At 59.0% G+C, this 13,341-nt stretch carries 14 protein-coding genes; 5 read left to right on the forward strand and 9 right to left on the reverse strand.

Annotated features, from left to right (window positions below):
- Positions 1-53 precede the first annotated feature (53 nt).
- Positions 54-1,055, forward strand: coding sequence for an ABC transporter substrate-binding protein (locus tag BM074_RS15380; RefSeq protein ID WP_027232056.1), 1,002 nt, complete (start codon positions 54-56; stop codon positions 1,053-1,055).
- Positions 1,056-1,117: 62 nt separating this feature from the next.
- Here the strand turns inward: BM074_RS15380 and BM074_RS15385 are convergent, their stop codons facing one another.
- Genes BM074_RS15385 through BM074_RS15395 form a run of 3 tightly spaced genes read right to left on the reverse strand, consistent with a single transcriptional unit; the run spans position 1,118 to position 4,084 of the window.
- Entirely contained in the window at positions 1,118-1,717 is a 600-nt protein-coding gene (locus tag BM074_RS15385; RefSeq protein WP_091923145.1) for a dimethylsulfoniopropionate lyase, read from the reverse strand.
- A gap of 34 nt (positions 1,718-1,751) precedes the next feature.
- Positions 1,752-2,831, reverse strand: a complete 1,080-nt coding sequence (locus tag BM074_RS15390; RefSeq protein WP_091923147.1) for an FAD-binding oxidoreductase — start codon at positions 2,829-2,831, stop codon at positions 1,752-1,754.
- 2 nt (positions 2,832-2,833) lie between these two features.
- Positions 2,834-4,084 carry an aromatic ring-hydroxylating oxygenase subunit alpha gene (locus tag BM074_RS15395; RefSeq protein WP_027232059.1) on the reverse strand — a complete coding sequence of 417 codons (1,251 nt, stop codon included), beginning with the start codon at positions 4,082-4,084 and terminating at the stop codon, positions 2,834-2,836.
- 141 nt (positions 4,085-4,225) lie between these two features.
- On the opposite strand from BM074_RS15395, the gene BM074_RS15400 reads away from it, so the two are divergent.
- Complete coding sequence (locus BM074_RS15400; RefSeq protein WP_091923149.1) at positions 4,226-5,122, forward strand: LysR substrate-binding domain-containing protein; 897 nt, start codon at positions 4,226-4,228, stop codon at positions 5,120-5,122.
- Positions 5,123-5,250: 128 nt separating this feature from the next.
- Here the strand turns inward: BM074_RS15400 and BM074_RS15405 are convergent, their stop codons facing one another.
- From BM074_RS15405 to BM074_RS15430, 6 genes are all read right to left on the reverse strand, one after another.
- Entirely contained in the window at positions 5,251-5,436 is a 186-nt protein-coding gene (locus tag BM074_RS15405) for a hypothetical protein (RefSeq protein WP_091923151.1), read from the reverse strand.
- Positions 5,437-5,528: 92 nt separating this feature from the next.
- The gene (kdpC, locus tag BM074_RS15410) at positions 5,529-6,098 is read right to left on the reverse strand and encodes a potassium-transporting ATPase subunit KdpC (protein WP_091923153.1); all 570 of its coding nucleotides are present in this window, start codon (positions 6,096-6,098) and stop codon (positions 5,529-5,531) included.
- Positions 6,099-6,109: 11 nt separating this feature from the next.
- Complete coding sequence (kdpB, locus tag BM074_RS15415) at positions 6,110-8,212, reverse strand: potassium-transporting ATPase subunit KdpB (protein WP_091923154.1); 2,103 nt, start codon at positions 8,210-8,212, stop codon at positions 6,110-6,112.
- Positions 8,209-8,382, reverse strand: a complete 174-nt coding sequence (locus tag BM074_RS23065; protein ID WP_153669709.1) for a hypothetical protein — start codon at positions 8,380-8,382, stop codon at positions 8,209-8,211. The genes kdpB and BM074_RS23065 overlap by 4 nt, the downstream gene beginning before the upstream one ends.
- Before the next feature lie 11 nt (positions 8,383-8,393).
- Positions 8,394-10,097, reverse strand: coding sequence for a potassium-transporting ATPase subunit KdpA (kdpA, locus tag BM074_RS15425; protein WP_091923156.1), 1,704 nt, complete (start codon positions 10,095-10,097; stop codon positions 8,394-8,396).
- A 19-nt stretch (positions 10,098-10,116) separates the two neighbouring features.
- Positions 10,117-10,206, reverse strand: a complete 90-nt coding sequence (locus BM074_RS15430) for a K(+)-transporting ATPase subunit F (protein WP_081815899.1) — start codon at positions 10,204-10,206, stop codon at positions 10,117-10,119.
- Positions 10,207-10,616: 410 nt separating this feature from the next.
- Here BM074_RS15430 and BM074_RS15435 point away from each other — a divergent pair, with 410 nt between their 5' ends.
- The 3 genes from BM074_RS15435 (at position 10,617) to BM074_RS15445 (ending at position 13,091) form a co-directional block, all read left to right on the forward strand.
- Positions 10,617-12,044: an FAD-binding oxidoreductase gene (locus BM074_RS15435; RefSeq protein ID WP_091923158.1), complete on the forward strand. Its 1,428-nt coding sequence runs from the start codon at positions 10,617-10,619 to the stop codon at positions 12,042-12,044.
- 87 nt (positions 12,045-12,131) lie between these two features.
- A complete protein-coding gene (locus BM074_RS15440) occupies positions 12,132-12,647 on the forward strand; it encodes an OsmC family protein (protein ID WP_091923160.1) in 516 nt (171 codons plus the stop codon).
- A gap of 93 nt (positions 12,648-12,740) precedes the next feature.
- Complete coding sequence (locus BM074_RS15445) at positions 12,741-13,091, forward strand: hypothetical protein (RefSeq protein WP_027232069.1); 351 nt, start codon at positions 12,741-12,743, stop codon at positions 13,089-13,091.
- The last annotated feature ends 250 nt before the right edge of the window (positions 13,092-13,341 follow it).

The following is a 13,341-nucleotide window of genomic DNA, read 5'->3' on the forward strand; positions in this document are numbered from 1 at the left end:
GGCGTTCGCGGCAACCCGCTCAGAATTGAAGTCCGCACACAAAGGGAACGACAATGAAAAAACTACTTGCATCAACATGCCTGGTTTTTGGCCTGCTGGGTGGAGCCTCCTTTGCCAACGCAGCCGAATGCGGCAGCATCACAATCGCAAGCATGAATTGGCAGAGTGCCGAAGTGCTTTCAAATCTCGACAAGATTATCCTCAACGAAGGCTATGGTTGCCAGGCCGATATCACCATCGGTGATACAGTGCCGACAATCACGTCCATGGCGGAAAAAGGTCAGCCAGATATCGCCCCCGAAGCATGGGTCGATCTGCTCCCTGAAATCGTCAAGAAGGGAACGGACGAGGGCAAGATCGTGGCCGTCGGTTCGCCGCTTCCCGATGGCGGCAATCAGGGTTGGTGGATTCCGAAATACCTTGCCGAAGCCCACCCGGATATCAAGACAATACCGGACATGCTGAAACATCCGGAACTGTTCCCCGATCCCGAGGACGCTTCAAAGGGGGCAATCTTCAACGGACCGTCCGGTTGGGGCGGCACACTCGTTACAACGCAGCTCTATAAGGCCTTTGACGCCGAGAAAGCGGGCTTCAGGCTCGTTGATACTGGCTCGGCAGCTGGTCTCGATGGCGCCATCGCCAAGGCCTATGAGCGCAAGCAGGGTTGGGTAGGTTACTACTGGGCGCCGACCGCTTTGCTCGGAAAATACCCGATGGTGAAGCTCGAGCCAGGCGCTCCGGCTGACCCGGCGGAGTGGAAGCGCTGTAACACGGTCGCAGATTGCCCGGACCCCAAGCCGAATGCATGGCCGATTGACAAAATTGTTACCCTGCTGGCCAAGCCCTTCTCGGAAAAGGTTGATCCGGCAGTATTGGATTATCTCAAGAAGCGCTCCTGGAGCAACGAGACAGTCAACAAGCTCATGGCCTGGATGACCGACAATCAGGCGACTGGCGAAGATGGCGCCAAGCACTTCCTGAAGGAAAACAAGGACATGTGGACCAAGTGGGTCTCGCCGGAGGCCGCCAAGAAAATCGAAGCTTCCCTCTAACATCTACAGAAGTGCGGTGCGCCAAGGCTCACCGCACTTTGTTTGCTGCCCGACGCAGATGACTAAGCTGCTTTGTCCGTGCACAGGGCCCAGAATGCAAAGAGAGGTTTGTCGAGGGACCGCATGGCGTGCTTGATGTTCGGTACATTGTAGAACGAGCCGCCAATTCCGGGCGAAAACCACTCACCCTCGCCCTGCCTGAACTCACCCTCCGAAAGTACGAGATAAACCTCCTCGGGCGAATGGTCATGGTCCGGGTAGCGCACATTCGGCGCAAGCAAGGTAGCGCCGAGCCAGATATCGGTGCGTTGTTCGAGCCCGCCAGGACCAAGAATCATCGCATTTGCATGGCCATCGACAAAATTGTCGCTCGCAGTCTTGTTGCTGGAACGGCGACGCCATTCGACAGAAGGCTCGATCTGCCTGAACCGATCGATAAGCCGTGCCAGGGACGCGTGCCCGGCATCGACGCCAAGTGCGCTGTCCAGATTGGAGCAAGCGGGCAACCTGCTTCCCGCGCGCAAAGCCGGCGTCCCGGGTGTATCAAGTGCTGAGAATAGCTTCTGGATCGATTGGCGCGACTCCGGCCCTTGCGTAAACTCGTTGAAAGCTGTGAACGCGGCATCGACGAACGACTGGAGAGCTTCGTTGCGGCCCCTCATTGCATTACCCCTCTTCAAGCGAAGCAAGCCGCAGCTAGCGGTCCACGACAAGGTCGGTCAGCGGCTTTGAACAGCATGGTAAGAACATGCCGGCATCAATTTCGCGCTGCCGGATCCCGCCGCCATGTTGCATGTCGACCTTGCCGCTGACCAGCTTGGACTTGCACGTTCCACAAATTCCGCTTGCGCAGGAAGAAGGGAGGCGGACGCCGGATTTCTTTGCCGCGGACAATATCGATTGGCTTGCAGAAACCTCGATTGCCTTTGCCTGCCGCGCAAATGTCACCTTGAATTTCGGGACGATAGCCTCGCCAACGCTTTCCGCAGCGACAGCAATGTCATCGGGCACAGGATCGAAGCTTTCCTCGAGGTACCGCGTCGGATCTGCGCCAAGTCCACCCAATATTCCGCGGACGGCCGCCATGAATGGCGCGGGTCCGCAGCACATGGTGAAGCGCTCCGCAAGATCCGGCACGGCGGAACCGAGATATTCTTTCGACAGTCTGCCAACGGCACCTACAAATCCGGGCTTGCTACCCATCCTCTCCGGCAGAAGGATCAATCGAAAATTCCGCATCGTCCGGGCGCGGAATTCGAGCTCGTCGTGGAAGATGAAATCCTGCGGCGTTCTTCCCGCATGCAGAAAAACGATGTCGGGAAACAGATGCGCGTCGTCGTAGGCCCGAACAATCGACATCAACGGCGTAATGCCGGAGCCGCCGGACAGGAACAGATACTTGCCTTCCGACTCAGTCGGCACCCTAAAGTTGCCCACCGGACCTTGCGCCTGAATTTCCATTCCCGGAGCAAGATTGTCGTGCAGCCAATTCGAGACGAGGCCGCCTTCGACGCGCTTCACGGTGATTGAAATTGATCTCGGGCGCAAAGGCGAGGACGATATGCTGTAGCAACGACGTTCAACGATCCCACCGGTTTCGACTTCGAAGCTGAAATACTGCCCGGCGCTGAAATTGAAGTAACGCCTCTCGCTGCACACAAAGGTGAACGTCTTTACACTATGGGTTTCGTCGCGGATATCAGCGCAGGTCATCCTTTGGTTGAGCGCTGGATCCCAGTAAAGGCCGTCCTGGCTGCACGATAGTGGAGACAGCATATTCAGTATCCGTTCTCACGCATCTGGTCGACATACCAGGTGGCAAAGTTATCGAGTTGCTGTTCGGTGAACCTCGAGTAAGGGCCAGGTTCGTAGGCCGGATCGAGAACACCGGAATGCGCCCGGGCGACTAGTTCGGCATCCTGTTCAGTTGTCGCGACCCACACGCTGGTCAGTTTCTCGAGATCGTAATCCACGCCTTCGACGGCATCCTTGTGAACGATCCACTTTGTTCTGACCATCGTGGTATCGGGGCTCAACGGAATTATTATCGAGATCACCGCATGGTCGCCCATGAAATGATGCCAGCAATTGTGGCCCCATAGATGCGTATCCCCCAGATCCTTCCGTGTCATGGACCCTAGAAGTACATTTGAAGCCGCAGTTGCATCAGGTGTCTGGGATTCTCCGGCGCCGGCAATGATCAGGCGCTGCGTTCGAAAGTTCGTGGTGCAATTCACAACGCCTTCAACGACCGCCGATTTGTGCCCCTCTTCCTCCCAGATACGGGTGCGCTCCTTATAAAGCGCCTGATGTACTTCAGCTTCGGCCCGGTCCTCCTCGCTCAAACTTGCCGGGTCAAATCCGAAATCGAGGTCGATGAAGGAGACGCAAAGCTCAGGATGATTGGCCGAGCAATGGTAGCACTCGCGATTGTTTTCGATCGTCAATTTCCAGTTGCCGCGTTCGATGACCTCTGACTGGTACGCCACCTTGGCATTGCCGATGTCGTAGGGCGCCAGTCTTTCTTCCATTGTGTCGGCAAGGCGCTGCACATCGGCGGGCGGGTTGTCGGATAGACAAACATAAATCAGCCCGCCGATTGATTTGAAGTGTACGGGCTTGAGGTTGTGACATGAGCGGTCAAAATCGGAACCCATGTGCGGGGCGTGAATGAGCTCGCCTGTCAGTTCGTAAGTCCACTGGTGATAGGGACAGACGAGTTTTGAAATCACGGTCGATCCCGCGTCGAGAAGGCGGGAGCCCCTGTGCCTGCAGACATTGTGCACGACCTGAATCTCGTTGTCGTCATCGCGCAGAAGAATGACGCTGGTCTGTCCGACATCGATGACTTGAGCGTCGCCCGGTTCAGGCACGTCGCACTCGAGCCCGACACAGATCCAATGGCGACGGAAGAAAACGTCCATGTCGGCTTCAAAAATATCCTGACGGGCATAGAACTCGGCGGGCAGCGAATATCCCGCGCGACGGCTGTCCAGCAGCGTCGAAATTTCAGTGCGCGTCTGAAGCATGGTCGATCTCCCCTGGTTTTGAAAATAATCTTCTTGATCAACACAACCTTCAACGGCAGAAATACTCATAATTCGCTTGAGAAAATATCATGCAAAGCCGACACTGGCTGATGATTGGCGTGTCGTTTCAACAGGTGCCCTTTGGCTGGCTTTCGAAAGAACGTTCCTTCTTTGAATGCATTGGTCGCCCTTGAGGCGGCGTCCCGGCATAAAAGCATCACGCTCGCAGCGGCTGAACTCGGCGTGACGCAGTCTGCGGTCAGCAGGCAAATAAGCTCGCTCGAAACGGACCTTGGAACCAAGCTGTTCGTGCGCAAGCACAGATCCATAGAGCCGACACCCAATTGCCTCATGCTGGCTTCGTCGCTCGCCAACAGCTTTTCGGCGATCAGCGAAAGCGTCGACCTTATAAGATCAAGCAATCGCACCGAGACAGTCACGATCGGCGCCACACTTGCTTTCTCCACACTCTGGCTTCTGCCCCGGCTGAGTGAATTTCGACAGCGGTTTCCCTCGGTACAGATGCGCGTGGTTTCGCAGGATGCGCGTATTCAACTTGAATCCGGCGAAGTCGATGTGGCTATCCGCTTTGGAATTCCGCCATTCGAAGATGCGGAAGTGATTGCTTCGAGGCCCGATACGATTTTTCCTGTCTGCTCGCCCGAATATGCAATGCGCCTCGAAAATCCCGCGCACTTCTACGATTCGAACGCCGACCTCATTGCAAACGATGTCTCCGAAAGAACCTGGTACTCCTGGGGCGACTGGTTCTCGCGTGCTGGTATCAAGGCGCATGTTCCAAAACCGAGCCTGCGATTCAATCATTACGCGGACGCTTTGCAGGCCGCGCGGGCCGGACAGGGAATCATGCTTGGATGGAACGTCCTCGTGAATGGTTTTCTGCAAGACGGATCGCTCGTTCGCCTGGGCGATCTCGTTGTCACACCCGAAGGACGGTACAATGTGCTCGTCCCGAAACGAGCCAAGCGTATGCCAATTCGCGAGATCGCGGCTGAATGGATTGCAAGCAATCTTTGAGTAGGGATGACAGACACGCATTGGGTGGCAACTTGACCCGCGTCACCATAGTTTCGAGGATCTGGAACGCGACGGGCGCACGGTCGCGGAGGTGTGGTTCTGAACATCCGTCACCGCCGAAGCCGAATTCAGGTCAGGAACATCGCGGCGAACAGCAGGGCAACGATGGCAATCGCGCCGACCCGCAATTTCCAGTTGGCTGTGCGTGCCCGTTTCGGGGGTTCCTGGTCGGCGGGTGGCCGATCATCGACCTCGGCCTGGTAGGCCAGGAAGGCGACCACCGCAATCGCCAGGATCAAGGTAAGGTCATGCATTTCTTAAACTCTCCGAAATCAATCTCGCGACCGAGGAGAACCCTGAGGCAGCACCGGAGACCAGCATTTGCCAGTCTCCGGCACGATCACAATTATGGCGCCTTTACCCCATCGAGCGCGAGGTTGAGGGCCAGCACATTCACCACCGGTTCCCCCATGAAGCCGAGTTCGCGACCCTCGACTTGCCGGTCCACCAGCTGGCGCAGGCTGGCCTCGTCCATTCCTCGTGCCTTGGCGACACGCGGCACCTGGAAATAGGCGGCTTCCGGCGAGATGTGAGGGTCGAGCCCGCTGCCGGAGGTCGTCACCAGATCCATCGGTACTGCCGCATCAGGATTGGTTTCCTTGAGCGCTGCAGCATCGGCCTTGATCCGCTCGATCAGCTTCGGATTGGTCGGGCCGAGGTTGGAGCCGCTGGAAGCGGCAGCGTTATAGCCGTCGCCGGCCGCCGACGGCCTGCCGTGGAAGTATTGCTCGCTGGTAAAGGCCTGACCGATCAATTCGGAGCCGACGACAGTGCCACCCTTTTCGATCAGGCTTCCATTGGCCTGACGCGGGAAGATCGCCTGGGCGAGACCTGTCATGCCGAGCGGGTAGATGAGGCCGGTGATGACGGTCAGCGCCACGATCATGACCAGCGCGGGTTTGAGTTGTTTCAACATTGGAATGATCCTTATGCGAGGCCGAGGCTGGTTATGATCACGTCGATGGCCTTGATGCCAACGAAGGGAACGATCACGCCGCCAAGGCCGTAGATGAGAAGATTGCGCCGCAAGAGCGAGGCGGCGCCGACCGCCCGGTATTTGACGCCCTTCAGCGACAGCGGGATGAGCGCGACGATGATCAGCGCATTGAAGATGATCGCCGAAAGGATCGCGCTCTGCGGCGTCTGCAGGCCCATGATGTTGAGCGCGCCGAGTTGCGGATAGAAGGCAAGGAACATCGCCGGAATAATGGCGAAGTACTTGGCTATGTCGTTGGCGATCGAAAACGTCGTCAGCGCGCCGCGGGTCATCAGCAACTGCTTGCCGATGCCGACGATCTCGATGAGCTTGGTCGGATCGCTGTCGAGATCGACCATGTTGCCAGCCTCGCGGGCGGCGACGGTGCCAGTGTTCATCGCCACGCCGACATCCGCCTGCGCCAGAGCCGGAGCATCGTTGGTGCCGTCGCCGCACATGGCAACGAGCTTGCCCTTCGCCTGTTCATCACGGATGAGGGTCAGCTTGTTCTCCGGGGTTGCCTGCGCGAGGAAATCATCGACGCCGGCTTCAGCAGCGATGGCGGCTGCGGTCAACGGGTTGTCGCCGGTGATCATCACAGTACGGATGCCCATGCGCCGCAATTCGGCAAAACGCTCGCGGATACCGCCCTTGACGATATCCTTGAGGTGAACGATGCCGAGCAGCCTGCCGTCGCGCGCGACGGCAAGCGGGGTCCCGCCGGCCTTGGCGATACGGTCGGCGATAGACTGCAGGTCGCGGACGACGTCGGCGCCAAGTCGCGGCACGATCGTCGCCACATTGCCGCCGACAGCTGCAACTGCAGCTACGGTCGACTGGTCGACATAGGCGAGCACGGCATCAACTGCACCCTTGCGGATCGAGGAGCCGTCAATATCGACGCCGCTCATGCGGCTTTGCGCCGTGAACGGCACGAAATCGGCGTGCAAGGTCTGCATGTCGCGGGCATGGATACCGTATTTCTCCTTGGCGAGGATGACGATCGAGCGGCCTTCCGGCGTCTCGTCTGCAAGCGATGCGAGTTGCGCGGCGTCGGCAAGTTCTTCTTCGGACACGCCCTTGACCGGGAGCAGTTCGGTTGCCTGCCGGTTGCCGAAGGTAATGGTGCCGGTCTTGTCCAGAAGCAGCGTATCGACGTCGCCTGCCGCTTCGACAGCACGCCCCGACATGGCGAGGACATTGAAGCGGACAAGGCGGTCCATGCCGGCGATACCGATAGCAGAAAGCAACGCGCCGATCGTCGTTGGTATGAGCGTCACGAACAGCGCGACAAGCACCACCACCGGAATGGCACCGCCGGCATAGGACGCAAAGCTCGGTATGGTCGCAGTTGCGAGGACAAAGATCAGCGTCATCCCGGCAAGAAGGATATTAAGCGCGATCTCGTTCGGGGTCTTCTGGCGTTCGGCGCCTTCGACAAGCGCGATCATCCGGTCGAGAAAGGTCGAGCCGGCCGCAGCGGTAATGCGCACCCTCAGCCAGTCCGACAGCACCTGCGTGCCGCCGGTGACGGCGGAACGGTCGCCGCCGGACTCGCGGATGACCGGGGCCGACTCGCCGGTGATCGCAGATTCGTTCACCGAGGCGACCCCCTCGATGACTTCGCCGTCGGAAGGTATGATATCGCCGGCCTCGACGAGGACGAGATCGCCGACTTTAAGGCTCGTGCCGGGCACCAATTTGAACTTGGTGTCCTTTTCGCTCGAAAGTAGCTTGGCCTGGGTTTCGGTCCGGGCCTTGCGGAGCGAATCCGCCTGCGCCTTGCCGCGCCCTTCCGCGACGGCCTCGGCAAAATTGGCAAAGAGCACCGTGAACCAGAGCCAGAGGATGATCTGGAAGGTGAAGCCGAGGCTTTCGCTGCCAGATGCAAGATCTTTAAGAAAGAGAACCGTGGTCAAAGCCGAGACGACGGCAACAACGAACATCACCGGGTTGCGGGCAAGGCTGCGCGGGTCGAGCTTCTTGAAGGCGCCGCCTATGGCCGGCAGCAGGATGGACGAGTCGATGAGACTCGGAGATTTGGACTGGCTCATGAGAGACTCCAGCTGTGAAGATGAATGAGGGCATATGCAGCGAGCCAGATCAGCATCGTCATCAGCGTCATGCCGAGAATGATGTCCGAGGCGCGCACGCGCTTGGCAGCACCCCGCGCCAGTTTCTTGGCGCGGGTCTGCGGGTTGAATTGCAAGTAACCGTGACGCATGGCGGGCTCCATCAGAACGTCTGGCCAAGGCCGAGGGCGAGGTGTTCGACGATCGGGCCAACGGCGAGTGCCGGAAAGAAGGTGAGACCTCCGACGATCAGGATGACTCCGACCAGGAGCCCAACGAAAAGCGGGCTGTGCGTCGGGAACGTTCCGGCGGATTCAGGAACCGTCTTCTTCGTCACGAGCGAACCTGCGATCGCCAATGCGGGAATGATGACAAAGAAGCGGCCGATCCACATGCCGATGCCAAGCGTGACGTTGTACCAGGGCGTATTGCCGGTGAGACCGCCGAATGCCGAGCCGTTGTTGGCGGCCGCCGAGGTATAGGCATAAAGGATCTCGGAAAACCCGTGCGGACCGGCATTTGCGACCGAGGCGACGGCCGAAGGCAGGACGCTGGCGGCGGCGGTGAAACCGAGCATGGCGAGCGGCAGGCACAGAACGGCGAGCATCGCCATCTTGACCTCCTTGGCTTCGATCTTCTTGCCGAGATATTCCGGCGTGCGTCCCACCATCAGGCCGGCAATGAAGACGGCGATTATGACGTAGAGCAGGATGCCGTAGAGCCCGGCGCCAACGCCCCCGATGACAACTTCGCCAAGCATCATGTTGATGAGCGGCACCATGCCGCTGATCGCCATGAAGCTGTCGTGCATCGCATTGACCGCGCCGCAGGAAGCAGCCGTCGTTATCACGGCAAAGAGCGCCGAGAGGGCGATGCCGAACCGCGCTTCCTTGCCTTCCATGTTGCCGCCGTCGATGCCGAGCGCGTGAACCAGCGGATTGCCGGCGGCTTCGCCCCAGTAGCAAATGACGACGCCGGCGAGGAAAAGAACGCCCATGGCAGCGAAGATCGCCCAGCCCTGCCGCTGATTGCCGACCATACGGCCGAACACATTGGTGAGCGCCGCGCCGATGGCAAAGATGGTCACCATCTGGATGAGGTTCGAGATGGCATCGGGGTTTTCGAATGGGTGCGCGGAATTGACGTTGAAGAACCCGCCGCCATTGGTGCCGAGCATCTTGATGGCAAGCTGCGTCGCAACCGGTCCGACGGCAATCGTCTGCTTGGCGCCTTCGAGCGTTGTCGCGTCGATATAGCTCCCAAGGGTCTGGGGAACGCCGAGATAGACGTAAACCAGCGTCAGCACCACGCAGAGCGGCAGGAGCACGTAGAGCGTGCTGCGCGTCATGTCGACCCAGAAATTGCCGACGGTCTTGCCGGACGCTCGGGCAAAGCCGCGGATAAGCGCGATGGCGATAGCGATGCCGGTGGCCGCCGAAACGAAGTTCTGCACGGTAAAGCCGGCCATCTGCACGAGATAGGACATCGTGCTCTCGCCGCCATAGTTCTGCCAATTGGTATTTGTGACGAAGCTGACTGCGGTGTTGAAAGCGAGCCCCGGTTCCGTTGCGCCCATGCCGGCAGGGTTGAGCGGCAACACGCCCTGCAGGCGCTGCAAGGCATAAAGCAGGGCGAAACCAGCAATATTGAAGAGCAGAAGCGCGACCGCATAGGTCAGCCAGTGCTGCTCCTCGCGCTCATTCGTGCCGGCGAGGCGGTAAAGGCCTCGCTCAATAGGCACCAGGACAGGCGAAAGCAGTGTTCGCTCGCCGCTAAAAACGCGCGTCATATAACCGCCGAGCGGTTTGACGAGCACAATGATGATCCCGCAAAAGACGAGAATCTGTATCCAGCCGTTGATAGTCATGAATTCAGCTTTCCAAGCCTCAGAAGCGCTCTGGGCGAACGAGGGCGTAGGTGAGATAGGCGAGCAGGAAGAGGGTCACCGCGCCGCCGAGAATATAGTCGAGGGTCATCTCGCGCTCCTCCAGTCAAAGACTGTCGCAGGCTTTGGTATAAGCCAGCGAGAGGACGATCAGCACCACGCCGACCCCGAGAAAGATCAAATCCATCGCAGATACTCCTTGTTATCCATGGACCCGATCAAAGCGGTCAACCCATGGATAAGGTTATAAAATCTCAATCAGAGACGGCCCCGGCAACTATTGCCGGAGCTCTCCTGATGGCGCGGAGTATGACTCTTTACGAAATAGGAATTCGAGACGGCGTCAGCCGCAAACGCATAAGGATTTCATAAGGAACGCCGGGCACAAGGGGCCAGCACCGGGCGACCAGTACAGTTCCAGAACTTGCGGTAGTGCCGATGGGGGATCAAACTCCGCATCGAAGGGCAGGAATGCGCTTCCCGCCCAACGGAGGACTGATCATGAACGATTTGGGCTTATCTACCCTGGAATCCGGTAAGAAGAACATCAGTGCCAGTGCAGTCGAAGCGCTCGCCGCACAAATGCGCGGGAGCCTTATTGGCGAAAAGCACGCTTCCTATGACGAGGCACGGTCGATCTGGAATGGCATGATCGACCGGAGGCCCGGCCTCATCATTCGTTGTGCCGATGCACACGACGTCGTCAATGCGGTGCGTTTTGCGCGGGGTGACGGTTTACTCGTTTCCGTCCGCGGCGGCGGGCACAACATAGCCGGCAGCGCCGTTTGCGACGGCGGCGTGGTGATTGACCTGTCGCAGATGAAATCCGTGCAGGTCGATGCTGCGGCGAAGCTTGCGCGAATCGAACCGGGCGCCACATTGGCCGATGTCGATCGAGAAACCCAGGCCTTCGGATTGGCTGTTCCCACCGGCATCAACTCCACCACCGGTATTGCCGGGCTGACACTCGGCGGCGGTTTTGGCTGGATCACCCGCAAGTTCGGCCTGACGATCGACAATCTCCTTTCGGCCGACGTCGTAACGGCTGATGGCGAACTTGTGCATGCGAGCGAGGCCGAGCACCCCGACCTTTTCTGGGCCCTGCGCGGCGGCGGCGGAAACTTCGGCATCGTTACCGCCTTCGAGTTTCAATTGAACAAGGTCGGACCCGACGTCCTCGCCGGACTCGTCGTGCATCCTTTCGCCGATGCCGAAGCCGTCCTCAAGGAATACCGGGCCGCGCTCGAAACGGCGCCGGATGAACTCACCTGCTGGACCGTCATGCGGCAGGCGCCCCCGTTGCCGTTTCTTTCCGCCGAATGGCACGGCAAGGAGGTGCTTATACTCGCCATGTGCTATTGCGGCGCTGTGCAAGACGGCGAACAGGCGACAAAGCGGCTGCGCTCGATCGGCAAGCCGATCGCCGATGTCGTCGGCCCGGCGCCCTTTGCCGGTTGGCAACAGGCTTTCGATCCACTGCTTGCGCCGGGCGCGCGCAACTATTGGAAGAGCCACGACCTTGCCGAACTGTCGGATGCTTCGATCAAAGTCTTGACCGAAGCCGTGCGAAATCTTCCGGGTCCCGAGTGTGAGATCTTCACCGCCCATGTTGGCGGAGCCGCTGGCCGCGTCCCCCTGGAGGCAACAGCGTTTCCGCAACGCAACTCGCACTTCGTTATGAACGTCCATGCGCGCTGGCAAACACCGGAAATGGACAAGGCGTGTATCGGATGGGCGCGTGGCCTCTATGACGCCATGAGGCCGCATGCGACTGGAACGGCCTATATCAACTTCATGCCCGGCGATGAAGTTGACCGTGTCGAGGAAGCTTATGGCAGCAACTACAAACGGCTCGCCGCGATCAAACACCGCTACGATCCGCAAAATCTCTTCCGGATGAACCAGAACGTGAAGCCGAAGGCGAGTTAGGCTGCAGTAGTAAAGGGCGAAAGACGGCCGCACTGCCGTCTTTCGCAACTATGCTATGTTGAGACATCCGAACCAGGGAGACCAATCATGGATGCTGCTCAACTGCGCGCAATCCAGGCGCCCATCAAGGATCGCTACCGCGCAAACCCCGAGGATGCTTTCATCACGCTTAAAGCGCAAGGGAGCATCGACGACCAGAACATAGCCTGCAAGGTGGAAACAGGGCGGGCGCTCGCCGTCGCGGGGCTGCACACGGCCACTGGCGGCAGCGGCATGGAGCTTTGCTCAGGCGACATGTTGCTTGAAGCCCTCGTGGCCTGCGCCGGCGTAACTCTCAAGGCCGTGGCCACGGCTCTTGAAATTCCCTTGAAATCCGGCAGTGTCGCGGCAGAAGGCGACCTCGACTTCCGTGGCACGCTCGGTGTCGAAAGGGACGCGCCTGTCGGCTTCAAGCAAATCCGTCTCGTCTTCGATCTGGGCACCGATGCGCCGCAAGACAAGCTGGATCAATTGCTGAAGCTCACCGAACGCTATTGCGTGGTGTACCAGACCGTTCGCAATGGACCGGCGGTTGAGATCACGCTACGGCATAGCCAAGGTTGAGCGGCACCCCTCGCCTGCCAACAATCTGCTGGTGCACTTTGAACCAAGACATGTCAAACTCTCGGCGTAGCAGTCTATGGGGGAGAGACGAACATGCGTGGTGCAGGTGCACTCATTCTGTTAGCGACATTTGCAATGGCCGGATGTCAGTCGACAACTGGCGACGATGCGAACGCAGTTCCCGCATCAACCCTGCCGCCCGGCATGGCCGCAACCGCGACAGCGGGAGGTGGTGGTGCGCCTACAGACCTTGCCGATCTCGTCAACAAGCCCGCAAAGTCAGCCGCAAGCCAAATGACGGCACGTGGCTACGCCTCCGTGAGCTTCCAGGACAATACGGCTTACTGGTGGAACGCGCGGACTCAAGTCTGCGCCAGCGTCGTCACCGCCAACGGCAAATTCCAGTCGATCGGAACGGCGACAGCCCGCTTTTGCGGTCAGTAAATCCGTCTCCATTTTGCGTCGATCGTCGCCATGGGAAACAGGTTGACGCAAGCGCGGACCTGTAGAAGTGGACGTGGCAAAGCGAGGCATTGCCGATCACAAATGGCAAGCGCAGAGTGGCGACTCGCCAATCCAGAGATGCGGTAACAGTCATGGAAGAATGGGATCCGGTAGTCGTCAAAATGCTCAGCATTTTCATGCCGACTGCCTTTGAAGGGCGAGCGTCGATCAAACGACATTCGCGCTTTGT

The sequence above is a fragment of the Phyllobacterium sp. CL33Tsu genome, from assembly GCF_900113985.1.
Lineage (GTDB): Bacteria > Pseudomonadota > Alphaproteobacteria > Rhizobiales > Rhizobiaceae > Phyllobacterium > Phyllobacterium pellucidum.

Excerpts from the sequence above, each read along its gene's own strand:
- BM074_RS15380 (WP_027232056.1), top strand. The coding sequence starts at position 54 with ATGAAAAAACTACTTGCATCAACATGCCTGGTTTTTGGCCTGCTGGGT.
- BM074_RS15385 (WP_091923145.1), bottom strand. The coding sequence starts at position 1,717 with ATGAGGGGCCGCAACGAAGCTCTCCAGTCGTTCGTCGATGCCGCGTTC.
- BM074_RS15390 (WP_091923147.1), bottom strand. The coding sequence starts at position 2,831 with ATGCTGTCTCCACTATCGTGCAGCCAGGACGGCCTTTACTGGGATCCA.
- BM074_RS15395 (WP_027232059.1), bottom strand. The coding sequence starts at position 4,084 with ATGCTTCAGACGCGCACTGAAATTTCGACGCTGCTGGACAGCCGTCGC.
- BM074_RS15405 (WP_091923151.1), bottom strand. The coding sequence starts at position 5,436 with ATGCATGACCTTACCTTGATCCTGGCGATTGCGGTGGTCGCCTTCCTG.
- kdpC (WP_091923153.1), bottom strand. The coding sequence starts at position 6,098 with ATGTTGAAACAACTCAAACCCGCGCTGGTCATGATCGTGGCGCTGACC.
- kdpB (WP_091923154.1), bottom strand. The coding sequence starts at position 8,212 with ATGAGCCAGTCCAAATCTCCGAGTCTCATCGACTCGTCCATCCTGCTG.
- BM074_RS23065 (WP_153669709.1), bottom strand. The coding sequence starts at position 8,382 with ATGCGTCACGGTTACTTGCAATTCAACCCGCAGACCCGCGCCAAGAAA.
- kdpA (WP_091923156.1), bottom strand. The coding sequence starts at position 10,097 with ATGACTATCAACGGCTGGATACAGATTCTCGTCTTTTGCGGGATCATC.
- BM074_RS15430 (WP_081815899.1), bottom strand. The coding sequence starts at position 10,206 with ATGACCCTCGACTATATTCTCGGCGGCGCGGTGACCCTCTTCCTGCTC.
- BM074_RS15435 (WP_091923158.1), top strand. The coding sequence starts at position 10,617 with ATGAACGATTTGGGCTTATCTACCCTGGAATCCGGTAAGAAGAACATC.
- BM074_RS15440 (WP_091923160.1), top strand. The coding sequence starts at position 12,132 with ATGGATGCTGCTCAACTGCGCGCAATCCAGGCGCCCATCAAGGATCGC.
- BM074_RS15445 (WP_027232069.1), top strand. The coding sequence starts at position 12,741 with ATGCGTGGTGCAGGTGCACTCATTCTGTTAGCGACATTTGCAATGGCC.